Origin of the sequence: Pseudomonas sp. TMP9 (assembly GCF_037943105.1) — a bacterium.
Lineage (GTDB): Bacteria > Pseudomonadota > Gammaproteobacteria > Pseudomonadales > Pseudomonadaceae > Aquipseudomonas.
This window is the reverse complement of the sequence record NZ_CP149803.1, coordinates 1,441,453-1,467,534: the sequence shown is the minus strand read 5'-3', so window position 1 is coordinate 1,467,534 and position 26,082 is coordinate 1,441,453. Positions and strand designations below refer to the sequence as shown.

General features: G+C 57.7%; 26 protein-coding genes. 12 read left to right on the top strand and 14 right to left on the bottom strand.

Going from position 1 to position 26,082, the window contains the following annotated elements:
• Positions 1-11 precede the first annotated feature (11 nt).
• Positions 12-1,727 (top strand): proline--tRNA ligase, encoded by a 1,716-nt coding sequence (locus WF513_RS06985; RefSeq protein ID WP_339083458.1) that lies wholly within the window; start codon positions 12-14, stop codon positions 1,725-1,727.
• A 25-nt stretch (positions 1,728-1,752) separates the two neighbouring features.
• A complete protein-coding gene (locus tag WF513_RS06980) occupies positions 1,753-2,706 on the top strand; it encodes a hypothetical protein (RefSeq protein WP_339082726.1) in 954 nt (317 codons plus the stop codon).
• A gap of 89 nt (positions 2,707-2,795) precedes the next feature.
• On the opposite strand, the gene WF513_RS06975 is transcribed toward WF513_RS06980, so the two are convergent.
• Together WF513_RS06975 and WF513_RS06970 are read right to left on the bottom strand one after the other, a co-directional pair.
• Positions 2,796-3,071: an acylphosphatase gene (locus tag WF513_RS06975; RefSeq protein ID WP_339082724.1), complete on the bottom strand. Its 276-nt coding sequence runs from the start codon at positions 3,069-3,071 to the stop codon at positions 2,796-2,798.
• A 4-nt stretch (positions 3,072-3,075) separates the two neighbouring features.
• Positions 3,076-3,555 carry a TlpA disulfide reductase family protein gene (locus WF513_RS06970; RefSeq protein ID WP_339082722.1) on the bottom strand — a complete coding sequence of 160 codons (480 nt, stop codon included), beginning with the start codon at positions 3,553-3,555 and terminating at the stop codon, positions 3,076-3,078.
• 30 nt (positions 3,556-3,585) lie between these two features.
• Between WF513_RS06970 and WF513_RS06965 the strand changes: the two genes are divergently transcribed.
• Together WF513_RS06965 and WF513_RS06960 are read left to right on the top strand one after the other, a co-directional pair.
• On the top strand, positions 3,586-4,995 hold the full coding sequence (locus WF513_RS06965) for a PilZ domain-containing protein (protein ID WP_339082720.1): 1,410 nt from the start codon (positions 3,586-3,588) through the stop codon (positions 4,993-4,995).
• A gap of 139 nt (positions 4,996-5,134) precedes the next feature.
• A complete protein-coding gene (locus WF513_RS06960; RefSeq protein WP_339082718.1) occupies positions 5,135-5,527 on the top strand; it encodes a hypothetical protein in 393 nt (130 codons plus the stop codon).
• A gap of 46 nt (positions 5,528-5,573) precedes the next feature.
• Here the strand turns inward: WF513_RS06960 and WF513_RS06955 are convergent, their stop codons facing one another.
• Both WF513_RS06955 and WF513_RS06950 read right to left on the bottom strand, forming a co-directional pair.
• Complete coding sequence (locus tag WF513_RS06955; RefSeq protein ID WP_339082716.1) at positions 5,574-5,789, bottom strand: hypothetical protein; 216 nt, start codon at positions 5,787-5,789, stop codon at positions 5,574-5,576.
• 167 nt (positions 5,790-5,956) lie between these two features.
• Positions 5,957-7,186, bottom strand: a complete 1,230-nt coding sequence (locus WF513_RS06950) for a YihY family inner membrane protein (RefSeq protein ID WP_339082714.1) — start codon at positions 7,184-7,186, stop codon at positions 5,957-5,959.
• 95 nt (positions 7,187-7,281) lie between these two features.
• On the opposite strand from WF513_RS06950, the gene arsC reads away from it, so the two are divergent.
• From arsC to WF513_RS06935, 3 genes are read left to right on the top strand one after another with little or no spacing between them, the layout of a single operon-like run.
• Positions 7,282-7,635 (top strand): arsenate reductase (glutaredoxin), encoded by a 354-nt coding sequence (arsC, locus tag WF513_RS06945; protein ID WP_339082712.1) that lies wholly within the window; start codon positions 7,282-7,284, stop codon positions 7,633-7,635.
• A complete protein-coding gene (wrbA, locus tag WF513_RS06940) occupies positions 7,632-8,237 on the top strand; it encodes an NAD(P)H:quinone oxidoreductase (RefSeq protein ID WP_339082710.1) in 606 nt (201 codons plus the stop codon). The genes arsC and wrbA overlap by 4 nt, the downstream gene beginning before the upstream one ends.
• Positions 8,230-8,640: a DUF2069 domain-containing protein gene (locus WF513_RS06935; protein ID WP_339082708.1), complete on the top strand. Its 411-nt coding sequence runs from the start codon at positions 8,230-8,232 to the stop codon at positions 8,638-8,640. The genes wrbA and WF513_RS06935 overlap by 8 nt, the downstream gene beginning before the upstream one ends.
• Positions 8,641-8,684: 44 nt before the next feature.
• Here WF513_RS06935 and hda read toward each other — a convergent pair whose 3' ends face one another.
• From hda to WF513_RS06920, 3 genes are all read right to left on the bottom strand, one after another.
• The gene (hda, locus tag WF513_RS06930; protein ID WP_339082707.1) at positions 8,685-9,389 is read right to left on the bottom strand and encodes a DnaA regulatory inactivator Hda; all 705 of its coding nucleotides are present in this window, start codon (positions 9,387-9,389) and stop codon (positions 8,685-8,687) included.
• The gene (locus WF513_RS06925; RefSeq protein WP_339082705.1) at positions 9,386-10,477 is read right to left on the bottom strand and encodes an AI-2E family transporter; all 1,092 of its coding nucleotides are present in this window, start codon (positions 10,475-10,477) and stop codon (positions 9,386-9,388) included. Before WF513_RS06925 ends, hda begins: the two co-directional genes overlap by 4 nt.
• Positions 10,478-10,602: 125 nt before the next feature.
• The gene (locus WF513_RS06920; protein ID WP_339082703.1) at positions 10,603-11,652 is read right to left on the bottom strand and encodes a DUF2066 domain-containing protein; all 1,050 of its coding nucleotides are present in this window, start codon (positions 11,650-11,652) and stop codon (positions 10,603-10,605) included.
• Between the two features lie 322 nt (positions 11,653-11,974).
• On the opposite strand from WF513_RS06920, the gene purM reads away from it, so the two are divergent.
• From purM to WF513_RS06905, 3 genes are read left to right on the top strand one after another with little or no spacing between them, the layout of a single operon-like run.
• On the top strand, positions 11,975-13,033 hold the full coding sequence (gene purM, locus WF513_RS06915) for a phosphoribosylformylglycinamidine cyclo-ligase (RefSeq protein ID WP_339082701.1): 1,059 nt from the start codon (positions 11,975-11,977) through the stop codon (positions 13,031-13,033).
• Positions 13,033-13,704, top strand: a complete 672-nt coding sequence (gene purN / locus WF513_RS06910) for a phosphoribosylglycinamide formyltransferase (protein WP_339082699.1) — start codon at positions 13,033-13,035, stop codon at positions 13,702-13,704. The genes purM and purN overlap by 1 nt, the downstream gene beginning before the upstream one ends.
• An 18-nt stretch (positions 13,705-13,722) precedes the next feature.
• Positions 13,723-14,439 (top strand): DUF3108 domain-containing protein, encoded by a 717-nt coding sequence (locus tag WF513_RS06905; protein WP_339082697.1) that lies wholly within the window; start codon positions 13,723-13,725, stop codon positions 14,437-14,439.
• Between the two features lie 140 nt (positions 14,440-14,579).
• Here the strand turns inward: WF513_RS06905 and WF513_RS06900 are convergent, their stop codons facing one another.
• The 7 genes from WF513_RS06900 to WF513_RS06870 all read right to left on the bottom strand — a co-directional run bounded on the left by WF513_RS06900 (position 14,580) and on the right by WF513_RS06870 (position 22,952).
• Positions 14,580-15,119 (bottom strand): DUF2058 domain-containing protein, encoded by a 540-nt coding sequence (locus WF513_RS06900; protein ID WP_339082696.1) that lies wholly within the window; start codon positions 15,117-15,119, stop codon positions 14,580-14,582.
• Between the two features lie 81 nt (positions 15,120-15,200).
• A complete protein-coding gene (gene mazG, locus WF513_RS06895) occupies positions 15,201-16,031 on the bottom strand; it encodes a nucleoside triphosphate pyrophosphohydrolase (protein ID WP_339082694.1) in 831 nt (276 codons plus the stop codon).
• A gap of 103 nt (positions 16,032-16,134) precedes the next feature.
• On the bottom strand, positions 16,135-19,203 hold the full coding sequence (locus WF513_RS06890; protein ID WP_339082692.1) for an efflux RND transporter permease subunit: 3,069 nt from the start codon (positions 19,201-19,203) through the stop codon (positions 16,135-16,137).
• Complete coding sequence (locus tag WF513_RS06885; protein ID WP_339082690.1) at positions 19,200-20,240, bottom strand: efflux RND transporter periplasmic adaptor subunit; 1,041 nt, start codon at positions 20,238-20,240, stop codon at positions 19,200-19,202. The genes WF513_RS06890 and WF513_RS06885 overlap by 4 nt, the downstream gene beginning before the upstream one ends.
• Before the next feature lie 95 nt (positions 20,241-20,335).
• Positions 20,336-21,115 carry an ABC transporter permease gene (locus tag WF513_RS06880; RefSeq protein ID WP_339083456.1) on the bottom strand — a complete coding sequence of 260 codons (780 nt, stop codon included), beginning with the start codon at positions 21,113-21,115 and terminating at the stop codon, positions 20,336-20,338.
• Positions 21,116-21,126: 11 nt separating this feature from the next.
• Positions 21,127-22,059: an ABC transporter ATP-binding protein gene (locus tag WF513_RS06875; RefSeq protein WP_339082688.1), complete on the bottom strand. Its 933-nt coding sequence runs from the start codon at positions 22,057-22,059 to the stop codon at positions 21,127-21,129.
• A gap of 233 nt (positions 22,060-22,292) precedes the next feature.
• Positions 22,293-22,952, bottom strand: a complete 660-nt coding sequence (locus WF513_RS06870; protein WP_339082686.1) for a transglutaminase family protein — start codon at positions 22,950-22,952, stop codon at positions 22,293-22,295.
• Between the two features lie 150 nt (positions 22,953-23,102).
• Here WF513_RS06870 and WF513_RS06865 point away from each other — a divergent pair, with 150 nt between their 5' ends.
• Both WF513_RS06865 and WF513_RS06860 read left to right on the top strand, forming a co-directional pair.
• Entirely contained in the window at positions 23,103-25,550 is a 2,448-nt protein-coding gene (locus WF513_RS06865) for an acyl-CoA dehydrogenase (protein ID WP_339082684.1), read from the top strand.
• Positions 25,551-25,626: 76 nt separating this feature from the next.
• Positions 25,627-26,037, top strand: coding sequence for a PA2817 family protein (locus WF513_RS06860; RefSeq protein WP_339082682.1), 411 nt, complete (start codon positions 25,627-25,629; stop codon positions 26,035-26,037).
• Positions 26,038-26,082 lie beyond the last annotated feature (45 nt).

The window sequence follows — 26,082 nt, the reverse complement described above, 5'->3', positions numbered from 1 at the left end:
AACAGCCAAATATGCGTACCAGCCAGTTCCTGCTCTCGACCCTTAAAGAAAACCCTTCCGATGCCGTAGTGATCAGCCATCAGCTGATGCTGCGCGCCGGCATGATCCGCAAACTAGCATCTGGCCTTTATACCTGGTTGCCCATGGGCCTGCGTGTGCTGCGCAAGGTCGAGAAAGTGGTGCGCGAGGAAATGAATGCCGCTGGCGCCTTGGAGGTGCTGATGCCCGGGATTCAGCCTGCGGAACTCTGGCAAGAGTCTGGCCGTTGGGAGCAATACGGCCCAGAACTGCTGCGCATGAAGGACCGCCATGGCCGCGATTTCTGCGCCGGGCCAACCCATGAAGAAGTGATCACCGATCTGGCGCGCAACGAGCTGAACAGCTACAAGCAGCTGCCAATCAACCTGTATCAAATCCAGACCAAGTTCCGTGACGAAACGCGTCCACGCTTCGGCGTGATGCGCGGCCGTGAGTTCATCATGAAGGACGCCTACTCCTTTCACGTCGACCAGGCCTCCTTGCAGCAAACCTACGACCGTATGCACCAGGCCTACTGCAATGTGTTCACTCGCCTCGGTCTAAACTTTCGCCCGGTGCACGCTGATACGGGCTCCATCGGTGGCACCGGCTCTCACGAGTTTCATGTGCTGGCCGAATCGGGTGAAGACGATATTGCCTTCAGCAATACCTCAGACTACGCCGCCAATATCGAGAAGGCTGAAGCCATACCGCGAGAAACTCAGCGCAGCGCCGCAACTGAAGCCATGCGTTTGATCGACACCCCGAACACCAAGACCATCAATGATCTGGTTGAAGGCTATAACCTGGCCATCGAGAAGACCATTAAGACCCTCGTGGTGCATGGTGCCAAGCCCGGCAGCCTGATCGCCCTGATCATTCGTGGCGACCACGAGCTGAACGAAATCAAAGCGGCCAATTTGGAGCAGGTTGCTAGCCCTTTGGCCATGGCCACTGAAGACGAACTGCGCGCCGCGATCGGTGCCGGTGCTGGCTCCCTCGGCCCGCTGAACTTGCCGCTACCGTGCATCGTCGATCGTTCAGTCGCATTCATGAGCGACTTCGCCATCGGCGCCAACATCGACGATAAGCATTACTTCGGCGTCAACTGGGAGCGCGACTTGCCGCTGCCGGATATAGCAGACCTGCGCAACGTCCTCGCGGGCGACCCAAGCCCGGACGGCAACGGCACCCTGGAAATTAAGCGCGGCATTGAAGTCGGGCATATCTTTCAACTGGGCACCAAGTACAGCGAAGCGCTGAACTGCCAGGTACTCGGCGAAAATGGCAAGCCGGTAACCCTAACCATGGGCTGCTACGGCATCGGCGTCTCCCGTGTGGTGGCGGCAGCCATTGAGCAGAACTTTGATGAGCGCGGCATCCTTTGGAATGATGCCTTGGCGCCCTTCCAGATCGCCTTGGTACCCCTGCGCTACGAAACTGAAGCGGTTCGTGAAGCCACCGACACGCTGTATGCGCAACTTACCGCAGCAGGATTTGAGGTGTTGCTTGATGACCGTGACAAAAAGACCAGCCCGGGCATCAAATTCGCGGACATGGAATTGGTGGGCATCCCGCACCGTATTGTCGTCAGCGACCGTGGTTTGGCCGAAGGCAACTTGGAATACAAGAGCCGTAAAGAAACCGAAGCTCTGGCCGTGCCTGCAGCTGACATTATGAGTTTTATCCAAGCCCGCATCAGCCACTGATCTCAGCCCTTTAGCACGAGTCATCATGTACCAGCGAAACACCCTCAGCCTCATCGCCACCCTGTTGGGTGGCAGCCTGTTCCTCAGCGGTTGCGCTAACCAGTTGCCGCAACGCAGTGAGCATGAGGAGCGCACTGAGCGCAAATTGCTCGATCACAGCCTGCAGATCGATGTGGGTGAACCACGGGTGCTGGAATTACCGCAGCGCCGCGTTCGCGTGTATGAGCAGAAGACCTTCGAGGTCACCGCATTTGATGTGACGCGTCGTTATGACCGCTACACCCCCTATCAGCCGTGGCGCGAGCTCTATGAAGTGCCACTTGGGGCACTGGCTGTGGTCGGTGGTATTAGCGCTAATGTGCTGAATGTGGCGCTGCTCGGTAGCTTGCCTGACAGCGCAACCAAGGACTGGATAAGTTACGGCTTTGCCGGCCTTAACCCGGCGATCAACGTCGAGTCCAATGGCCGCTCGCAACAGAACCTCGCCAGCTTGGAAGAACGCCGCCATGACGCGCGCTTGGAATACTCAAGCCTGCCATGGGCTGAGCGCACGGTGCTGATCAAAGCGGGCGAGCAAACCCATGAACTGTTAACCGACCGCAACGGTGTTTTACGTCTGAATTTGCTCGACAGCCCATTCGCTGAGCAGGATGTCACCCTGATTAGCACCCTACTGTTAAGCGTTGCTGATGATCAGGGTTCAGCACGCGCTGATGCTTCATTGCTGGTCAGCCGCACGCTGCGTGGCAAGCTGCAAGAAGCCCATGAGCTGATTTACAACGACCTTGAGGGCGATGACGTTGCTCAATGGGTACACCGAGTTAAACGTCTGTCGGAACTGGGCCTCGAAGAGGAAGCCAGTGAGCTGGAACAAAGCTTAATCGAGCTAACACGCAACGATCCGGAACTGCAAAAGATCTTTATGCTGGCCTTGACTCAAGATGCCGGCCGCCTGGTCGCTGACCCTGGCAACGACTAACTGTCTTGTGCAGCCGCGCTTTACCAGCGCGCTGCACGGCCTAAGTATTGGACGTCTGGCACGTCAAACCCTGAGTAAAATCTGACGGCTCAACGCCGCACGATAAACCCGGCAACCCCTTGCAGCGTCTGCTCTTGCAAATCCAATGCACTGACCTGAGCATGCTCTGGCCCTTGCTGCAGCCAACCACTCAGTTCGGCCACCCCCGCTTCTTCGCCCTCGAACAGCACCTCAACCCGACCATCCGCCAGGTTGCGCACCCAGCCATCAAGTTCAAGGCGCTCGGCCTGGAGCGCGGTTGCCTGACGGAAACTTACCCCTTGAACATCACCACTGACGTAGCCATGCATGCATATACGCGCCATGGGCTTACTGCTCAGCCTTAAGCGCAACTAGGCGGGCAGTCAGACCGGCAGCGCTCTGCTCACCCAGTAGGCGCTCACGCAGGCGGCCTTGACCGTCGACGATGTAGGTCACCGGCAGCGCTTCGGCGCGGGGTAATTGATAGCGCTCAGCCGGGTCTTGCGCGAGCACGGTGAAGGTAATACCCATGTCTTGCGCGGCTAAGCTGAGTTTTTCCCCTTGCAACGCATCGAAGTTAACCCCGAGCACCTGCACGGCTTGGTCCTTGAGTTGCACCTCTAGGGCATTCAGTTCAGGAATCTCAGTCCGGCACGGCGCGCACCATTGTGCCCAGTAATTAATCACTAACCACTGGCCATCCAGCCGCTCAGCCGCTACCTTTCGTCCATGTTGATCGACACCCATGTCCTCAGCGCAACCGGCCAGAATCAGACCTATGCCAACGCCCGCTACAGCACGAATGATTGCTTGGAAACGCATTGCCATCCATTCGCTCCCTGATTCAATAAGGTTGATATGACGTTAGATGCCTTGCGCCTAGAAGTGCCAGACATCGTCGAAACCGACGTTGCGTCACTGGCCACGCTCAACGAGCAATTGGCTCAGGCTCGCTTGCAGTCGCCAGAGGTGGCCGTGCAGCAAGTGCTCAGCCTGCTGTTTCAGCTTAACCGCAGCGCTATGACCTTACTCGAAAGGCAGCGCGCACTGCAAAGCTTGAGCGATCAGTACCGGCATTATTGCAAGGCCTACCAGGGCGAAAATCCGCCAACGGCGTTGTTCGTGCACCTGTGCAATGAACTGGCCATTGGCTTTAAGCGCCTGCTGTTGCAGATTCTGCAAGGTCGCCAGCCATCCTTGCCGCATCTGGCCTGGTGTTTGTACATGGCTCAGCACTTTCTCGCCCAAAGCCTGCTGCGTCACTATCAGTTGTATCAAGAACCGCCGCCTAGCCTATGGCGCGACAGCCATCTGCTGTATTGGATCGGTGAGTATCAGGGCTGCCTGGATGAGCCGGTGGCAGCGGCATTTATTCCGCAACCGGCGAGCACCTTGCGCGGCCTTTATCAGCAGATGTTACTGCTGGCGCTGAGCAACCCATTCCACTTAGCTGACGGTGAATGTGCGCTGCTATTTGGCGCGCTATCGCCCTTGGCCAACTTAGCCCGCCTGCTGCCTTGGGATGAGGAAGAAGAAATCGAAGGGCCGGTCATCGACCTGAGCGAAGCCCAGCCTTGCCTCAGCTATGCACAGACCCCCCAAGGCAGTGCTGATTACTTACGCCGCTTTGAACTGGGGCCCCTGCTGGTCGCCCTGCATGATCCGGCGCCCCTGCAAAGCACTGCTGAGCGCCAAGTATTGGAACGGGTGCAAATGCACTGGTCCGGTCGCCAGTTGCGCCGCCATACTCGCGCGGAGCTCAGCTCCGAATGCAATTTGATTGTTGGGCTCAACGCTATTCATGCGCAGTTGCTGGAACAACGGCCCAAGCGCAGCAGTGTTCAAATGCTCGATGCCAGCGCTGGCGGCGCCCGCTTGTTATGCAGCACTGAGGCGGCTGGGCAACTGTCAGTGGGCCAACTGGTTCTTCTTCTCACCGGCAGCGATACACCGACCTTGGCACTGGTGCGCTGGCGTCATTTAAACAATGAAGGCCTGCATCTAGGGTTGCGCTACCTGAAAGGCTTACCCCGTGCGGTATGGCTGCGCCGCGCACCGAGTGCCCAGACACACCCGGGTGTGCTGCAAAGCACCCCCGCACCGGGTAATGGCTGGCATCATGGTTTGTGGCTGCTTCACGGGCAATTCGTGGAGGGGGAAAACGTCTGGCTGCAAATGGCCAGCGCGCACAACCAGGCCATCTTGCCGCTGCCGAAGGCGAACCTGCTCACCGCCTCGGTCACTCGCTATCCGATGCAACTGGCCTAGACGCGCAGATTGTTAGGCTAAAACTGCGAGAAAGGTCACGCCGCACGGCGGCCGAGTGCACAGTTTGATCAACAGGGCCGAGCTTATAATTACGCGCACTCACGCTTGCTGCGATTTGTTACTAGCCGGGAACACCACCATGACCCAAGCCCTCGATAAGTTGGTCGGCCCAGTGCCAACTGCCATCGTTAATCTCGCCCGCTTACACGTCACCCCATACGAAGGGCGCGTGGCGGAGTTCAACGTAGCGGCATGGCTGCACCTGCCTGGCCTGGCTAATCTGCCAGTGTCACTGCTTATCAGCTACCGCGACGGCACTGCGCGCCGTGAAGTCATGGTCGATCACGGCAAGGTTAATCCGCACAGTAAAATTCTGCTGTCCAGCATCGCCCGTTTGCCGGTCAACGTTAAAATCGAAGAGATGCAGGTCCGCATGCGCTCTGCCGTTCCGGCGACGAGCCTGGTTGTTGAGGAGTTATTTGTACAAGCGGTCGAACTGGCACACGTTGACACCCGCCAAGCCCTTGCCTGATAGCGCCGTGTTAAGCCAAAACCCCGCGTCTCGCGGGGTTTTGCGTTTAACGCGACAGCCGTGCAACCGCTCCACGCAAGTAATCTGAGTCTGGCTGCATAGCCGTTTCGTCGACTTGAGCTTGCGCCCTAGAGTCGTTCAGGTTGACCAAGGAATGCGGCAAGCTGCTAAAGCGTAAACCGGTAACGCGATTGAGGCGTTTGAGGGCCTCTTGCGGGTCACGCTGATCCAGATGAATCACACTGCCTTTTGTAGCTGTCATAACGCCTTCACACTCCGCCAAGCCTTGCCCCAATGGCCACCTGATCGCTGTATGAAGGCTTATTAGCCAGAAGCGTGCCAGCTCGCCGATCGCCATGCTTGGCGAACTGCCGAATCACAAGCGCCGCCGAGCGCCAGCAGCACAACGCTGCAAACTGACGTTTTACGTCACTCCAGTGACTTAGCCTGAGGCTGCAGCCACTGCGCCAGGTCACCATCAAATAGCGCCGCTTGCGCGTTTTGCAACGTTGCCAAGCTGCTGCGTAAGGCCGGGTACCACGCCTCATCTAGCTGCTCAGGCAGGTTCTCAGCTCTTGGCAGCGGCCACGGGCTGTGGCTGAGTAATTGTTGCAGTGAGTAATGACTAAGGTCGCGGCTGAGTACCCAGTAACCCGATCCCGTTGGCGCAACAAGCTTTTGTTGTTCGAGAAAAAACAAAATCTCTTCCCACTCATGCTCAGCCAGTAACCAGCCTTGGCGATGCATATCGCGCAAACGCACCTTCAAGCCTGATTGCTGACGCTCATAAAAAACCCGCAAAACGCCAAGCGCCATCAACAGACGTGGCATCTCACGTTTGCGCCAGTGCTGGGGAACGCCCAGGTTGCAGACCAATTGAGCGCCGAAGAGGATGATCAGCCAAGACAGATAGATCCATAAAAGAAACAACGGCACCGTAGCAAACGCGCCATAAATCAGCTGATAACCAGGGAAAAGGCGCACATACAGGCCAAACAGCATCTTGGCTGCTTCAAGCAAAATCGCTACAAATAGCCCGCCCAGTAAAGCATGACGCATCGGTACATGAGCATTCGGCACCGTGGCAAACAGCAAGGTAAACGCGGCGACGCTAAACAGCAGCGGCATAAATTTGAGCAAGGCTTGCACACCCAGCAAAGCGCCCGGCCCGGAAATCAGCGAAAGTGAGGTGAAGTAGGTGCTGATGGCAAAACCACCGCCAAGCAGCAAGGGCCCTAGGCTGAGAATCGCCCAATACAGAAGAAAGCTCGACACGCCACGGCGCGGTTGGCGCACGCGCCAGATGGTATTGAAGGTCTTCTCGATGGTCACCAGCATCCAAAACGCGGTGGCGGCTAACAGTGCCACGCCAATCCAGGTCAGCTGCCGCGCTTGGGTGGTGAAGTCGCGCAGGTATTGCTGCAGGGCTTCGCCGGCGGACGGTACGAAGTTGCTGAAGATAAAACTCTGGATTTGCTCGCCCGTATCCTGAAACGCCGGAATCGCGGAGAGCATGGAAAACGTCACCGTCATCATCGGTACCACCGCAAACAAGGTGGTGTAGGTCAGTGCCGCCGCATTATTAGTGCCTTGGTCAGCAATAAAGCGCTGCAGCAAAAAGCGCCAAAATTCCCAGAGAGTGTTGATGCGTTGCAACATGCCTGCTCCTTAGCCATTTGCACCCTGGCAACCTGCTTACTGGGCGCCGTTAGCGGTTAGAATAGCTTCCATCGAAGGTGACCGGCGACCCGACCATGACCGCTATGACGCTTTACCATAACCCGCGTTGCTCTAAATCGCGTAACGCACTGCACCTGTTGCAAGAGCGCGGGTTCAGCCCAACCATCGTGCGCTACCTGGAAACGCCCCTGAACGCTGTCCAGTTGCAGACGCTGTTAAGCACGCTCGGCCTGAACGTCAGGCAACTGCTGCGTACCGGCGAAGATGACTACAAGGCCCTGGGCCTGAGCAACCTGCAATTGACTGACGAGCAACTGTTCGACGCCCTGCTCAGCCAGCCAAAATTGCTTGAACGACCCATTTTGGTTGTCGGTGACAAAGCAGTTATCGGTCGCCCGCCTGAAACCATTCTGGAGATTTTACCGTGAGCTCAGCCTACATCTTGGTGCTGTATTACAGCCGCCATGGCGCTACCACCGAAATGGCCCGACAGATTGCCCGCGGAGTGGAATTGGGCGGTTTAGAAGCGCGCCTGCGCACTGTGCCGGCGATATCCGCCGAATGCGAGGCAGTTGCAGCGGATATTCCGGCAGAAGGCGCGTTGTACGCCAGCTTGGATGACTTGAAAAACTGCGCAGGTCTGGCACTCGGCAGCCCGACCCGGTTTGGCAACATGGCCGCGCCACTCAAGTACTTTATCGACAGCACCAGCAGCCTGTGGCTGACCGGTAGCCTGGTGGGCAAACCTGCCGGGGTGTTTACCTCAACTGCCAGCCTGCATGGCGGCCAGGAAACTACTCTGTTGTCGATGCTGCTGCCGCTGCTGCACCACGGCATGCTGATTACCGGCCTGCCTTACAGCGAAGGCGCTTTGCTGGAAACACGTGGCGGCGGCACGCCTTATGGCGCCAGCCACCATGCCGGGCAAGATGGTAAACGTGCCCTCGATGAACATGAAATCGCCCTCTGCCGCGCACTCGGCCAACGCCTGGCGCAGACTGCAGTAAAACTGGAGAGTCACCGTGGCTAAAGTCGCAAAACCGTTACCCTCGCTGGAGTGGCTACAGCCACGCTTGAACATCAGCCGCGTACTCAGCCTGTTGTGTTTTTTTGGCATTGGCGCGGCGCTGGTGGTGTGGAACCTGTGGTTCGCCAACATCCCCAGTAATCTGCTTTGGATAGTCCTTGGCGCTCAACTTGCACCGCTGCTGCTGTTAACACCGGGCATGATTCTCGGCACGGCACGCGCCCACGCCTGGACCTGTTTTGTGGTGAATCTTTATTTTATCCAAGGCGTACTGGCGGCTTTCGACCCGAGCAAAGCGTTGTACGGTTGGGTGTTGTCCGGGTTGAGCTTTAGCCTGTTTTGCGCAGCGCTAATGTTTACCCGCTGGCGCTTTCAGTACGAACGTAAGTTGGCTGGGGAAATCTAGGCCAAAAAGAAGTGATTGAGCGTTGTAAAGGCGTTCAATCGGCCTTACCAGCCCAGCGTTTCCTTGAGGAAAGGAATGGTTAATTTGCGCTGGGCCTGCAGCGACGCTTGGTCAAGCCGCTCAAGCAAGTCAAACAAAGCACTCATGCTGCGCTCACCTCGAGTCAGGATAAAGCGCCCGACTTCATCGCTCATGTGCAAGCCGCGGCGCGAGGCGCGAAGCTGCAAGGCGCGCAACTTATCTTCATCGGATAATGAGTGCAGTTGAAACACTAACGCCAGCGTTAGACGCGACTGTAAGTCAGCCAACTTGATCGGTAACTCGCGCGGCGAGGTATTGGCCGCAAGCAACAACCGCCGACCGCTGTCGCGCAGACGGTTGAACAGATGAAACAGCGCTTCTTCCCACTCACTGTGCCCAGCCACTGCATCTAAATCGTCCAAGCAGACCAGCTCGCAGCCTTCCAAGTTATCCAGCAGCGCCGGACCGTACTCGACCACCTCCGCCAGAGGCAGATACACCGCTGGCTCGCCGCGTTGTTCAAACCGCAGGCACGCCGCCTGGAGCAAGTGGCTACGCCCCACGCCCTCGCCGCCCCACAGGTAGATCAGACTTTCGGTCCAGCCCGCATCGGCCTCGCACAACCGCTCGACATAGCCCAGCGCCGCAGCGTTGGCTCCGGGGTAGTAATTGGCAAACGTGGCGTCATCACGCAAACGCACACTTAGAGGCAGTTGAATGGGTGTCATGCGGGGTTGGATGGCTCATCTGGAGCGCTGGCTGGCTCACCGTAAAGATCGGAAAGTTTATAGAAATCATGCAGATGACGCACTAAAACCATCACCACTGCGGCAACCGGCAAGGCCAGCAAGATGCCAGTAAAGCCAAACAGTTGACCACCCGCCATGATCGCGAAGATCACTGCCACGGGATGCAGCCCGATGCGATCGCCCACCAGCAGCGGCGTCAGCAGCATGCCCTCGAGCATTTGCCCGACGATAAACACCGCGGCAATACCCATTAGCGGGTAGACGTCCATTCCGAACTGGAACAAGCCTGCCGTCATGGCGGCGCCAAGCCCGACCACGACACCGAGGTACGGCACGATACTGGCCAGACCCGCCAGCACGCCGATCAACAGGCCAAGCTCTAGGCCAATCATCATCAGCCCGGTGGCATACATCACGCCCAGCGCCAACATCACCAGTAACTGGCCACGCAAGAACGCGCCCAGCACTTCATGGCATTCACCGAACAGCTGCACAACCAGACTCTCGCGACCTCGCGGCAGCAGGCTGCGCAGCTTGGCAACCATCAGGTCCCAGTCACGCATCAGGTAAAAGCTCACCACTGGAATCAGCAACAGATTGGCCACCCACGCCAACAGCGCCAACCCCGAAGCGGTGGCAGTAGACAACAGCATGCCGACGATATCGGTGGTTTTACCCAGTTGCCCGGACAGCGCCTCTTTCAGCTGATCAAACCGCCAAAAACCATCGCTCAAACCTAATTTTAGCTGAACCCACGGCAACGCTTGATGCTGTAACCAATCCAGTATTTGCGGCACCAGCTCATACAAACGCACCAGTTGCTTACCGAGCATGGGCACCAACACCAGCAACAGAATGGCCATGACCAATGTAATCAGCGCAAAGACCACCACCACACCCCACGTGCGCGAGAGCTTCCAGCGCTCTAAGCGATCAACCAGCGGGTCGCCCATATAAGCCAGCAGCACGCCGATCAAAAACGGCGTGAGAATCGGCGCCAGCAGGTACAGCAAACCGCCCAGTAATAACGCGGCGACTGCCCATATCCAACGATGCGAGTCGATCATGCTCCGCCCTCCTTGTGCCAAAATTCTAGGTTGAAAGCGCCCAGGCCTGGACGCTTGAGTTACGCATAAAACACCGCTTGCGAGCTGCGATCGTTAAATCAATACCGGCACGTAACGGCGGCAAGCTACCAACTAAACCTCAGCACTGTGCCTTGCGCGACGTTAGGCGTCGCAGGCTCCGCAGCGGTGACGGGCGGTGTGACTGCAGGGTCCGCATCAACGGGTGGTACGTCTGCTGGGACTTCCTGCAGCCGCGCCAGGCTCAGTTGTGCACGCAATTGGTCGGCATTGGCGTTGACGCTAAACGTCAGCGTGTCGCCCTGAACCGTGCGCAGTTGCGCGGCGAAGGGCTCAAGAATACGTTGCAGTTCTGCGTAACGCGCCAGATCGACGCCGCGCACTTCAACGGTCAAGCCCGTGGCCGCGCCTGCCGCCACAATAAAGCGCGGCGCCAAACGCTGACTGACCTCGCGCAAGATGGCATCTGCCAGTGCGCTTTGATCGGCGCCTTTAACCGTACCTTGCTCACGCTCATCGCCCAGCCACAGCCGCCACTCAGCCTGCCACTGACCGTTGGCTTCACGCGCCAGTACGGCCAGCAAAGCGTCAGCAGCGTAACGCTCGGAGGCTTCACTCAATGCCGCCGGTTGGTTGCTTGTAAGGTTTTCTGGCACCGCAAGTAATTGCTCCGCTAAGTCAGCCAACGGCAGGCGCAGCGGCAGCCCGCGGTGCTGAGCCGCCTGCATAAAGGGAGCGGCCACCTCCTGACCATCACCCAATAAGCGGCTGCCATCGCTGGCATCACTCAGCCACCACAGCAAAATACTCGGGCGATTGGCACCCCACAGCGCCAAGCCGGCCTGGCGCATGCTACGTTCGGTGCTCAGCGGATCAAAATCAACCTGCAACACCTCGCCTTCATAACTAAATTGGCTGACGATTTGTTGCGGGTCGTTGCGCAGCGCCGCTAATGCCGGGCTTTGCGCCGCGTCGGTTTTACCGGTTAAGCGCAGTACCAAGGTGTCCAGCGCACGGCTCAGTGCAGCAGCGCGTTCCTCTGGCTGCTGGCTGCTGACCGCTTCACGGACCTGGTACAAATCACTCACAGGCGCGGCAAAAGCTGGCAGAGCAACAAATGAAAGACAGGCAAGCAGTAGGCGAGTGGCGAAACGCATCTATAAATTCTCGACGGACGGAAAGTGGCATACAGGTCAAGTGTAACAACAGCAGTGCCGGCGCAGGTCACGCGTGGCCGCTGACAAGGGCTAAGGGCAGCGAGTTTAGTGGCTGTTAAGGCCCTTTCCCAAGGCATTTTCAGTTCCGCATGGCCTGCAATCAGCAGATTGCGTGCAATTTAGCCACATTCGGCAGCTGCCCCAACGGCCACAACCGGCGCGGCTGGCCGCTGCCGGGTAAGCCTGATAAAATCGCGCGCCTTCGTAGACCGCCACCGCACGCGGCGGTGCCCATCCGAATTTCCCCTAAAGGCCTGGATCAATGAGCAAGCAACCCTCCATTAGCTACAAGGACGCAGGTGTAGATATAGATGCCGGCGAAGCCCTGGTCGAGCGCATCAAAAGCGTGGCCAAGCGCACTGCACGTCCGGAAGTCATGGGTGGGCTGGGCGGCTTCGGCGCACTCTGTGAAATCCCGGCTGGCTACAAGCAGCCCGTACTGGTCTCCGGCACTGACGGCGTCGGCACCAAACTGCGCCTGGCGCTGAACCTGAACAAACACGACAGCATCGGCCAGGACCTGGTCGCCATGTGCGTCAATGACTTGGTGGTGTGCGGCGCTGAACCGCTGTTCTTCCTCGACTACTACGCCACCGGCAAACTTAATGTTGATGTCGCGGCGACCGTGGTCACCGGTATTGGCGCAGGCTGCGAGCTGGCTGGCTGCTCATTGGTTGGCGGTGAAACGGCTGAAATGCCTGGCATGTATGAAGGCGAAGACTACGACCTGGCGGGATTTTGCGTCGGTGTTGTGGAAAAAGCGGAGATCATCGACGGCTCCAAAGTGGCCAACGGTGATGCCCTGATTGCCCTGCCGTCTTCCGGCCCTCATTCCAACGGCTACTCGCTGATCCGTAAGATCATCGAAGTGTGCGGCGCGGATATCGAAACCACCCAGGTTGACGGCAAGCCACTGGCTGATCTGCTGATGACGCCAACGCGCATCTACGTCAAGCCACTGCTCAAGCTGATCAAAGACACCGGCGCCGTTAAAGCCATGGCCCATATCACCGGCGGCGGCTTGCTCGATAACATCCCACGGGTGCTGCCAAAAGGCGCACAAGCAGTGGTCGATGTGGCCAGCTGGACGCGGCCGGCGGTATTTGATTGGCTGCAAGAGCAAGGCAATGTCGATGAACATGAGATGCACCGCGTACTCAACTGCGGCGTCGGCATGGTGATTTGTGTGGCGCAGGAACACGTCGACATCACCCTGCAAACCCTCACAGCTGCCGGTGAGCAGCCATGGGTAATCGGCCAGATCACTGCAGCGACTGAAGGTGCTGCCCAGGTCGTACTGAACAACCTGAAACAGCGCTAATGCCGGCAACGTGTAATGTGCTGGTGCTGATTTCTGGTTCCGGCAGCAACCTGCAGGCGCTGATTGACAGCACCCAAACCGGCGCTGACTCCTCCAAGAGCAGCCCGGCTCGTATCTGCGCGGTGATTAGTAATCGCGCCGATGCTTACGGTTTGGCGCGTGCGAAACAAGCCGGTATCGCCACCCAGGTGCTTGACCACAAGCAGTACGACGGCCGTGAAGCTTTCGACGCCGCGTTGATGCATGCCATCGACAGCTATGATCCGCAGCTGGTGGTGCTGGCCGGTTTCATGCGCATTCTGACCCCTGATTTTGTCCGTCATTACGCGGGGCGCCTGCTGAATATCCACCCCTCCTTGCTGCCAAAGTACAAAGGCCTGCATACCCATCAACGGGCGCTGGATGCCGGTGACAGGGAACATGGTTGCAGCGTGCATTTCGTCAGCGAGGAACTCGATGGCGGCCCCTTGGTCCTACAGGCACTGGTATCGGTGCAAGCGGATGACTCCACGACGAGCTTGGCGCAGCGCGTGCATGCGCAGGAACATGTCATTTATCCATTGGCTGTTCGCTGGTTCGCTGAGGGCCGCTTGCAGCTAACGCCGCAAGGGGCCATGTTGGATGAGCAACTGTTGCCGGCCAGCGGATACCAAACTCGAACGCAGCCTTGAACTTAACCAGGAGACACCATGGGTCGCGCCTTATTGTTCGCCCTCTCGCTTATTTGCCTGCCAGCATTGGCTGTCGAGCTAAAACCTTTCTCAGCCAGCTACACCGCCGACTGGAAGCAACTGCCCGTCAGTGGCAGCGCCGAGCGCAGCCTGCAAGCCTTGGATGATGGCCTGTGGCAACTGAGCTTTGAAGCTTCCATGCTGGTGGCCAGCGTGACTGAACAAAGCACGCTTCGCATCGATAAAGAAGTGTTCCTGCCACACACCTATCTGTACGAGCGCAATGGCTTGGGCAAAGGTAAAAAAATTGAGCATGACTTCGACTGGCAAGCCAAACAGGTCATCGGCAGCGATCGCGGTAAACCTGTTCGCCTACCGTTGAACCGCGGCTTGTTGGATAAATCGACTTACCAGTTAGCCTTGCAATACGACGTGGCCGCCGGCACCCAAAGCATGAGTTACCAGGTGGTCGATGGCGACGAGGTGGAAACTTATGATTTCCGCGTCCTTGGTGAAGAAGTGGTGCGGACCAAGGCGGGCTTAATTGATGCGATTAAGGTCGAGCGAGTGCGCGACCCGACGCAAAGCAGCCGTAAAACCATCCTCTGGTTCGCCAAGGACTGGGACTACCTGCTGGTGCGCCTGCATCAGGTTGAGACGGACGGCAAGGAATACCAGATCATGCTCAAGGAAGGCACGGTCAATGGTAAAACCGTCGCAGGTCGGCAGGACTGATCGCGCCCTGCCTACAAAAAAACCGAGCCGGTGGCTCGGTTTTTTATACAGGCTAATCGGTCGAATCAGGGCCGTTTATGCGACCTGTTTAGAGCGGATAAAACCTGACCTGCGGCAGCCCGCTAAACGGCTGCTGGTCATCACCACATCAGATCATCCGGCACTTGATAGGCCGCGTAGGGATCATCGGCATCCGGCGCTTCGGTTGGGGTGTTGAGCAACACCACACGCTGCGCATCGCGCTCCTGAATCTTCAACGCCGCTTCGCGCGGGATGACTTCGTAGCCGCCACCGTGACGGACAATGGCCAATGAGCCGCTGCTGAGTTTATTGCGCATCAGCGCGTTCACCGGTAAACGTTTAACCTTCTTATCGTCGACGAAGTTGTAGTAATCCTCAGTGGTCAGCTTGGGCAAACGCGACACTTCAATCAGTTGCTTAACCTGAGCGGTGCGGGCTTTTTGCTCGACCTTTTCTTGCTGCTGGCGGTTTAGCGCTTGATCGCGCGCGGCCTTCTCGGCCATGGCCTGTTGCGCAGCAAGCTTTTGCGACTCGTCCTTTTCAATGTGTCCTTTTTGCTCCAGACGCTGCTTTTTCTGTTGTTCCTTGCCGACCTGCTTAGCCTGCTTTTCGTTGACCAGCCCGGCTTTTAGCATCTGGTCGCGTAGTGAGAGAGCCATAACCTACCTTTCCAAGCATCAATATTGAATGGCCGCAGCCACCCGTAACATGCCGCATATGGGCATGGGGCGCCCACCTATTCAGTCGCTCGGGGTGAGCTTCTCGAGCTTCTTCGCCTCACCCCATAGCGCATCTAAGTCATCCAGGGTGCAATCTTGCATAGCCCGACCCGCTTCGCGCAATGCCTGCTCGATAAAACGAAAGCGCCGCTCAAACTTAGCATTGGCTGCACGCAAGGCCGTTTCCGGGTCAACGTTAAGGTGCCGCGCCAAGTTGCTGACCACAAACAACAGGTCGCCGATCTCCTCGCTGATGGCTCCGGCGTCGTTCTCGCTCATGGCCTCGAGCACTTCATCCAGTTCTTCGCGCACCTTATCGACCACTGGCAAGGCATCCGGCCAATCGAAACCAACCTGAGCCGCGCGCTTTTGCAATTTAATCGCCCGGCTCAGTGACGGCATGCCCGTAGGCACATCATCCAGCAGCGACAGTTGCTCGGGAGCAGCGGCTTTCTCAGCACGTTCTTCAGCCTTGATGGCTTCCCAGCGTTGCTTGACTGCCACCTCATCCAACTTGGCCACTTCTACCGCGCCATACAGGTCGCCATCGGGGAACACATGAGGGTGACGGTGCAGCAGCTTACGGGTGATGCCATCGACTACGTAGGCAAACTCGAAGCGCCCTTCTTCGCGCGCCAATTGGCTGTAATACACCACTTGAAATAGCAGGTCGCCCAGCTCACCGGGCAGGTGGTCGAAGTCAGCACGCTCGATTACATCGGCCACCTCGTAGGCTTCTTCAAGGGTGTGCGGCACGATGGTCGCGTAGCTCTGTTTAAGGTCCCACGGGCAACCATGCAGTGGATCACGCAGGCGTGCCATGAGGTGCAGCAGGTCATCGAGTTGGTACATAAATGTCTCGGCCTATACACCGGCACAGCATCAATTGCCGGCGCAAAAACATAATCATACAGCCTTGATTAGCCCCGCGCGCCGTTGCGACGCGCTGGACATGCTAGGCCGCTGTTATCGCTTCATTCGATTGTTTGATTGGCCGCCAGCGGCGCAGCAACATATACAGGGTCGGAATGACAAACAGCGTGAAGAACGTGCCGACCAACAGACCGCCAACAATCACCAAGCCAATCTGCTGACGACTCTCTGCCCCCGCACCCGTGGCAATTGCCAATGGTACCGAGCCCAGCACCATGGCCCCGGTGGTCATCAGAATCGGCCGCAGGCGCTGCACCGAAGCCTCAATCACCGCCGCCCGTACTTCATGGCCTTGGCGCAGCAATACATTAGCGAACTCGACGATCAAGATGCCGTGTTTGGTAATCAACCCAATCAGCGTCACCAGACCAATCTGCGAGTAGATATTTAGAGTGCCGCCAAACAAGGTCAGCGCCAGCAAGGCGCCAGCCATCGACAACGGCACGCTGAATAAAATGATCAGGGGGTCGGTGAAGCTCTCAAATTGCGCCGCCAGCACCAAGAAGATAAAGGCCAACGCCAAGACGAAAATCAGCGCGATACCCGAACTGGACTCTTTGAAATCCCGCGAGGTACCGGTGTAGTCATACTGAGTTTCCGGCGGGAACACCGTGCGGGCGGTGTTCTCCAGATGCGTCAAGGCTTCGCCTAAGGTGAAGCCGGCACCGACGTTAGCGCTAACGGTTACCGCGCGCAGTTGGTTGAAGTGATTAAGCTCACGTGGCGCTACGGTTTCGCGCACCTCGATCAAATTCGACAGCTGCACCATGCTGTCATCGCGGCCGCGTACATACACACGCTCAAGGTCTTGCGGGTTGCTGCGGTCGACGTCTTGCAGTTGTACCAGCACATCGTATTGCTCGCCATTTTGCTTGAAGCGGGTGACCTGGCGGCTGCCGAATAAGCTTTCCAGGCTGCGGCCGATAGTGGCGACATCAGTACCCACCGCCACCGCCTGCTCACGGTTAACCGCGACCTTGAGCTGCGGCGCGTTGAGCTTAAGGTCACTGTCCAGGCTTTCCAGGCCGGGGTAGTCTCGCAACTCGCTCAGTAATTTATCAACATAACCCTGCAACTCGCGGTACTCCATGGAGGAGCGGATGACGAAATTGACCGGCTGATTACGTGCGCTCTGCCCCAGCGGCGGACGATTGACCGGGAAGGCCCGCACGCCGGCAATCTCTTGCATCTTGGGCAGCAGTTCATTACGAATTTCGAACTGACTGCGCGAACGGTCAGCCCAATCTTCCAGTTTCATAAAGGAAATGCCTTGGGCCACAGTCGGGAAGCCGGCAATCACCAAATAACGGTTGGTTTCTTCAATGCTGGCGTAAGCCGCCTCCAGCTCACGGGCATAGCGGCCGGTGTAGTCAATGGTGGCGCCATCTGGGCCGCTAAACACGCCAATAATGGTGCCCGTGTCCTCGGTTGGTGCCAGCTCGGACTTAAGCCCAGCAAATAGCAGCACGCAGGCCACGATGGTCAGCACTAACACCCCTACAACCAGTACCCAGAGGTTCAGCGCCTTGGCCAGCGTGTGCTTGTAGCTGTAGGTCAAACCATTGAGGAAATTCTCAATGACGGTGTACACACGGTTATGCCGCTTATTGGGCTCGTGGGGCTTTAGCAACAGCGCGCACATCATCGGCGTCAACGTTAAGGCCACGAAACCCGACACCAGTACCGCGCCGGCCAGGGTCCAGGCGAATTCAGTAAACAGTTTGCCGGTGGTGCCCTGCATAAAACCAATAGGGGCGAATACAGCCGCCAGCGTCAGAGTCATGGCGATGACTGCAAAAGCAATCTCGCGGCTGCCCTTAAAAGCCGCCTGCATGGGCTGCATGCCCTCTTCGATATGCCGGTGAATGTTCTCCAACATGACGATGGCATCGTCCACCACCAAGCCGATGGCCAGCACCATGGCCAGCAGCGTCAGGGTATTAATGGTGAAGCCCATCAGCGACATCAGGGCGAATGCACCGATCAGCGACACCGGAATGGTCACCAGCGGAATAAGGGTGGCACGCAGCGAACGCAGAAAGATAAAGATGATCAGAATGACCAGCCCAACGGCTTCCCAGATGGTGATGAAGACGTTGTCGATGGACTCGCGAATAAACTGTGAGTTGTCGTTCGCCACTGCCATGTGCATGCCGTCAGGCAGTAAGGCACGCACATCCGGCATTGCCGCTTCAAGCCCATCCGAGATGTCCAGCGGGTTGGCCGTGGCCTGCTTGATCATGCCCATGGATACCGCAGGCTTGCCCTTGAAGCGCACGATGCTACGCTCATCCTGCGCACCGATTTCGGCATAACCAACGTCGGCTAAACGCAGCAGGTAACCGCGAGAATCATCGAGTATCAGCTGGTTAAACTGCTCGGGCGTGTTCAGGTCCGTTTCCGACAGCACCGTAAATTCGCGCTGCTGCGATTCAATGCGACCGGCTGGAATCTCGACGTTCTGCCGGCGCAAAGCATCTTCCACGTCCTGCACCGTGAGGTTGTGCGCCGCGAGCTTTTCTGGATCCAGCCAGATGCGCATAGCAAAGGTGCGCGCACCGCGAATCTGCACTTCAGAGACACCGGGAATGCTTTGCAGGCGATCCTTGATCACCCGCTCCAACACATCGGTGATCTCCATGGCGCTGTAGCGCTCACTGTAAAACGCCAGCCAAATCACTGGCTGCGCGTCAGCCTCAACCTTTTGCACGATCGGTTCAGCAATCTCATCCGGCAGCAAACCGCGCACCCGACCTAAGCGGTCGCGCACATCATTAGCGGCTTCGTCGGAATTACTGCCCAAGCGAAATTGCGCGGTGATCTGGGTATTTTCCGAGCGGCTGATGGAGCTGACAAAATCCAGCCCCTCGATGCCTGACAGCACATCCTCAATCGGCTGAGCGACCTGGGACTCCATGATCTCCGGGCTTGCCCCAGGGTAGGTGACGTTAACCGTGACAATCGGCACGTCGATATTCGGGTACTCGCGCACCGCCAAGCGGTCGTAGGCCATCAACCCGAGCAGCACCACAATCAATGACAGCACCGTGGCAAATACGGGCCGACGGATGCAAATATCAGACAGGGTCATGGCCGCGGCTCCACCGCCTTGGTGCGCACTGGCGAGCCCGCGCGGACCTTCTGCCAGCCGGCACTGATCAGGGTTTCACCGCCTTGCAGGCCCTCAACCACTTCGACCTTACCCGCCAAGCGCTTGCCCAACGTGACCTCGCGCAATTCAACCTTACCCGCCACCACTAGGTTGACCAGGCGCTGCTCGCCCACGGGCATCACGGCTTCTTCTGGGATGACCAGGGCATTCGGACGTTCAGCCAGAATCACCGAAACCCGGACAAATTGCCCCGGGCTCAACCGCCCTTCGCGGTTGCTGAGGTGCGCGCGGATTGCTTGGCTACGCCCCGCTTCATCTAAACGTGGGTTGATGGCAAAAATCTCACCACTGAAACGCTCCCCCGGATAGGCATCCAGGCTGACTTCAACCGATTGCTTGAGACGAATCTGGCTGACCGCTTTTTGCGGAATACTAAAATCCACTTTAAGCGGATCGAGTACCTCAAGATTAACGATATCCTGGCCTTCGCTGAGGTAATCGCCAGGGCTGACCTGGCGCAAGCCCAGCACGCCGGCGTAGGGAGCAAGAATGCGGGTCTTGTCTAGCCGTGCTTGCGAGAGGGCCACGCTGGCGCGCGAGGCTTGCTGCTGGGCGTTGGCTTCATCCAATGCCTGGGCATTGCTGGCACCCCGCTTGAACAACATCTGTGCGCGCTGAAAGTTCTTTTCCGCCAAGTTCAAGTTGGCGTTTGCCAAAGCCAATTCTGCTCGCGTAATCGCGTCATCCAAACTGACCAGCAGAGCACCGGCTTCAACACGCTGGCCTTCAGCAAAATGCAGCTGGGCTATACGGCCACTGATTTCGGGGCGGATCATCACCGATTCGTCCGGCGTCAGCGAACCAAAGGTCACCAACTCATCACGCACCAGCAGCTGTTCAGGCGTAACCACCTCAACCAGCGGTCCTTCATTGGCAGAGACCTGGGCACTGGCAAACAAACACAGCAAAGCGGCGGTGGCGAACAGAGTAGGCAAAGCAGGCGCGCGGGCAAACATATACAACCTCTAGTGCGTGTAGAGGATCAGTCTAACGGCCGGGCCATTCAGCTCAGCCGTTAAAAATGTTTCCCAATATTAAAATTGACGGCAGGTTACTGACGCATACCGCGGCCACTGATCAGCAGGCGGATGCAGATGCCGTAGAGCACGGCGGTTGCGACCAGCATGAAGCTGATGGCCACCCCGATCCGGATATCAGAAACCCCGAGGATGCCGTAACGAAAAGCGTTGACCATGTGCAGCACTGGGTTGGCAAGCGACACCGTTTGCCAAAACGGTGGCAGCATGGTGATTGAGTAGAACACCCCACCCAGATAAGTCAGCGGCGTGAGGACAAAGGTTGGGATGATCGAAATGTCATCAAAATTGCGCGCAAATACCGCGTTAATAAAGCCGCCAAGAGCGAAGATCGTTGAGGTCAGCAGCACCACTAGCACGGTCACGCCTAAGTGATGCACCTGCAGCTTGGTGAAAAACATCGACAGCAGGGTGACGATAAAGCCGACTGCCAGGCCGCGCGATACCCCGCCAATCACATAGCCAGTGAGGATGATGTGCGGCGAGACCGGCGAGACCATCAGCTCTTCAATCGAACGTTGGAATTTGCTGCCGAAGAAGCTCGAGACCACGTTGCTATAGGAGTTGGTGATCACTGACATCATGATCAGCCCCGGCACGATGTACTCCATGTAGGTGAAGCCGCCCATGTCGCCGATCTGCCGGCCGATCAGGTTGCCGAAAATCACGAAATACAAAACCATGGTGATGGCTGGCGGGAGCAGGGTCTGCGGCCAGATGCGGGTAAAACGGCGAATCTCACGATAGACGATGGTACGCAGCGCCACCATATTGGCGGCAAATTCAGAGTTCAGATACGCCGTGCTCATACCGTCCCCTTCACCAGATTTTTTTCCACTAGGGAGACGAACAGCTCTTCAAGACGATTGGTTTTATTGCGCAAGCTGAGTACCTCGATATTGTGCAGCGCCAACTGGCGGAACAGCTCGGTAATGCCTTGGGCCTTGTCCACTTGGACTTCTAAGGTGTGGTCATCAAGCAACTGCGCCGGGTAGCCAAGCAACGGCGGCGCGGCTTGCAAGGAACCTTTCACGTCGAGCAGGAAGGTCTCCACATGCAGCTTCTTCAGCAGGTCTTTCATGCTGGTGTTTTCGACAATCCGCCCGTGATCGATGATGCCGATGTTGCGACACAGGTGCTCGGCTTCTTCCAGGTAGTGAGTGGTCAGAATAATGGTGATGCCCTGCTGATTTAGCTCGGTGAGAAAACTCCACATCGAGCGGCGCAGTTCGATGTCGACGCCTGCGGTCGGCTCATCGAGGATCAGCAAGCGCGGCTCATGCACCAGCGCGCGGGCAATCATCAGACGGCGCTTCATACCGCCGGACAGTTCGCGTGACGGCACGTTGTGTTTGTCCCACAAGCCCAGCTGTGTGAGGTATTGCTCAGCCCGTGCCTTGGCAATCTTCGCGGGAATGCCGTAGTAACCGGCCTGGGTCACGACAATGTCGAAGGCCTTCTCGAACTGGTTGAAGTTGAATTCCTGCGGCACCACGCCCAAGCAGCGCTTAAGCGCCGAAGGCTGTTTATCCAAGTCGTGGCCAAACACATTGACGGTGCCACTGCTTTTGGTCACCAGGGTGGAGAGAATGCCGATGGTGGTGGACTTGCCTGCACCGTTGGGGCCAAGCAAGGCAAAAAAGTCACCTTCGGCCACATCAAGATCGATGCCATGTAACGCTTGAAAGCCGTTGCCATAGGTCTTGGTCAACTGGCGAATGGACAGAGCAGTACTCATAAAAATGTGCACACCTGGTCAATAAAAGAAATGTGCGCGGGCTGCGCCACGCAGCGTGAAGGGGGCCAAGTCTAGCCCTTGAATCGCCTTCACCGCAGCTCTTTTGCCGCACGCTGTCAGCGGCAAGGCGGTCTCGCAGCCTAGCAGCGAGCGCGCAGGAAGAAACTCGGAAGTTTCTGATGGTGCTTATCGACCTTGTCGATAGACTGCTTCAGCAGATCAGAAGCGCGTACTCAGGCTGAGGGTATTTCGCTGGCGAAGTCACCACTGATCGACAGCGCATCCTCGACAAACAGATGCGGGTAGCAGGCAGCCAAGTGCTCAAAGAACAGCTGCTCCGGCACGTCAGCAAACTGGCCGTGGTCACGCAGGTATTCCATGTGGCGTTCACCTTGTTGGTTGAATGGGTGAAACACGCTGTCGTTAACCCCGTCAAACTCCAGCGCAGCCACGTTAAATAGCTGGCACAGCGCCAAGTTAAACGCCGGTGTGGCTTTGACCCAGCGGCCATCAAGGTACAACTCGGTGTAGCCATGCATGGCGAATACATCGCTGCGCAGCAATTGCAGCAGGCGCGGGGTGGCTAAATGATTACGCACATCAGCCAGGCCAATGCGCGCGGGGATCGCGCAGTGGCGGGCGCAAGCGGCGAGCACATTAGCCTTGGGCACGCAGTAACTTTCCATCGTTTGCAGGGCGTGACTGGCTTTAAGCGTTGCGGGGTCGCGGCTGAACACATAGGGGTTGTAACGAATCTGATCACGCACGGCGTAGTACAGATTAATTGACTGTTCGCGTGGGTCGCGGCTGGCCCCGCGAAACTTTTCTGCGAACTCCACCAGCGCTGGGTGGTCACTATCGATGAAGCGGCTGGGCTTGAGGTATTCGCGCATAGGGGCTCTCCAAGGCTGAGGACCCAGTCTAGCGACGCGAGTGCGGCCGATGTAACGACGATTCAGCCAAGCTCACCGCTCTTGTCGCCATTCCCGGCGACTGCGCCCATGATGGTGCGTCATACACATCGTCATCACGGAGGATTTTGCATGCTCGCTCTCTGGTTAGTGGCCCTGCTATTTGGCACGGCCTTCCTCGCCCACCGCCGCAATGCCCCGCTCCCCGCGCTGGCAATAGTGGGTGGTTTTTTGATCTTAATGGGCATTTTCAGCCACGCACCCGCATGGTTGATGGGTGTTTTCTGGCTTCTTCTGTTAGCGGTGGCGTTGCCTCTGTTGCTGCCACAGCAACGCCGCAGCCTGCTCAGTGCGCCATTGTTTAAGTGGTTTAAACACACATTACCGCCCATGTCAGCCACCGAACGCGACGCCATTGAAGCCGGAACAGTGTGGTGGGATGGCGAATTGTTTAGCGGTCGTCCGAACTGGGACACCCTGCTCGCGTACCCCAAAGCGCAACTCACCGAGGAAGAACAGGCCTTTATTGACGGCCCAACCGAAGACCTCTGCGCCATGGTCAGCGACTGGCAGATCGGCCAAGACATGGACCTACCTGCCGAAGCCTGGGCACATATTAAGAGTCATGGTTTCTTCGCCCTGATCATCCCCAAGCAATATGGCGGCAAGGGTTTCTCCGCCTACGCCCACTCCCAAGTGGCGATGAAGCTGGCGACTCGCTCAGGCGATCTGGCCTCTACCGTGATGGTGCCCAACTCGCTCGGTCCCGCCGAATTGCTGCTGCATTACGGCACCGATGAGCAACGCGACCACTATTTGCCGCGCCTGGCCAGTGGCGAAGACATCCCCTGCTTTGCCCTCACCGGCCCGTTGGCAGGCTCCGATGCTGGCGCCATGCCAGACACGGGCATCATCTGCAAGGGTCAATGGCAAGGCGAAGAAGTCATCGGCCTGCGCCTGAACTGGGAAAAACGCTACATCACCCTAGGCCCTGTAGCGACCTTGCTCGGCCTCGCCTTTAAGGCCTATGACCCTGAGCATCTGCTGGGTGAAGAGGAAGACCTAGGCATCAGCCTGGCTCTGATCCCCACTGAGACTGCCGGGGTCGAAATTGGCCGCCGCCACCTGCCGCTTGGCGCCGCCTTTATGAATGGCCCGAACAGCGGTAAGGATGTATTTATCCCGCTGGAGTACCTGATCGGCGGGCAGGCGATGCTCGGCAAAGGCTGGATGATGTTGATGAACTGCCTGTCGGTGGGTCGTTCCATCTCATTGCCGGCCGTGGGTACTGGTGCGGCTAAATTCACCAGCTTAACCACCGGTCAGTACAGCCAAGTGCGTGAGCAGTTCAACGTGCCGCTGGCCGCCTTCGAGGGCATCCAAGAAGCCCTGGCACGCATCGGCGGCAACGCCTGGCTGATGGACAGCGCGCGGATTCTTACCGCTAATGCGGTGGACTTGGGCGAAAAACCTTCGGTGCTGTCGGCCATCCTTAAATATCACCTGACCGAACGCGGCCGCGAGTGCATCAGCCACGCCATGGACGTGCACGGCGGCAAGGGCATTATCATGGGCCCGAATAACTACCTCGCTCGCTCCTGGCAAGGTGCGCCGATCTTTATCACCGTGGAGGGTGCCAATATTCTCTCGCGCAATCTGATGATCTTTGGTCAGGGCGCGATTCGTTGCCACCCCTATGTGCTCAAGGAAATGGCCCTGGCCAACCACGCCGATCAAGACCAAGCGCTGCAGGAATTCGACGGATTACTGCTGCAACACATCGGTTTTGCTGTAAGTAATGCCGCCAGTAGCCTGCTGCTCAGCTTGGGTTTTGGCGTGTTCAGTCAGGTACCGGGCGATCACATCAGCCGTCCTTATTTCCGCGCGCTCAATCGCTTAGCCGCCTCGTTTGCCCTGCTCGCCGACACCAGCATGATGATTCTCGGTGGCGAGCTGAAACGCCGCGAACGCTTGTCTGCGCGCCTTGGTGATGTGCTCAGCCATCTGTACATGGCGTCTGCCGCCCTCAAGCGCTATCACGACCTTGGTTATCCAGAGCATTCCCAACCCCTGTTGCGCTGGGCCATGGAAGAAAGCTTGGGCAAAGCCGAACAGGCACTTGAGGCGTTGCTGAGCAACTTCCCCAACAAACTGCTCGGCTGCGCCCTGCGCGTGCTGGTACTGCCGCTGGGTCGCCGTCACAAAGGCCCAACTGATGCAATGGATGCACAGGTAGCTGCCATTATCGGCCGAAACAGCGGTGACCCGGCGCTTGAGGAGTTGCTCGAAGGCTGCTATCGCCCACACGCCGAACACGACCCGGTGGGGGCCCTGCACTATGCAATGAACCTGCTGCAAGGCGTACAAAGCCTGCAGAAGAAACTGCACAAAGCCGTCAAAGCCGGTGAAGTGCAAGCGCTGCCAGGGCAAAGCTTAATTGATGCGGCGTTAGCAGCTGGCGTTATTAGCACTGAAGAAGCGCACAGCCTGCAACAAGCAGAGGCGGCGCGCCGTGTGGTGATTGATGTCGATGACTTTGCCAAGGACGAGTTGACCCTCAGCCCCGGCAAGGTGCGCTAGGGATAAACCTCAATCAGGACAGCGGGCTGCGCCGGCTTTATACTGCGCCGCCCGTTTTACCTACAGGATTTGCCCCATGGCCAACGTTCACATCGACCACCACCTCGCCCTGCTCCAGCACGTGCGCACCATCTTGGTAGCACTGGGTGAAGCCGAGCAGATTCTCGATGACAGCCACGCCATGTATTTAGAACGCTACGACGAATTGCTCAGCGACCTGCCCAATGACCCGGAAGCTAGCCTTTATCTGGGCCAGGACCTGATCAGCCAGATATTCCAACGCTACCCACAAATTGCCCACCTGATACCGCGCGACCTGCTGTGGTTTTTTGGTGGGGACTGCCTGCACTTTATGCCAGACGAAGAAATCGAGATGTACCAGACCCTCGAAGAGCGGCGCTTTTACGCTGCAGAAAACGATGAACCCTTCGACTGGAACCGAGAAAAGCAGCTGCTGGCCATGCCCACCCAAGCCAGTAAGCACTAAACAACTCCGCTAAAACGTTAAAGCCCGCACGGCGTCACCGGCGGG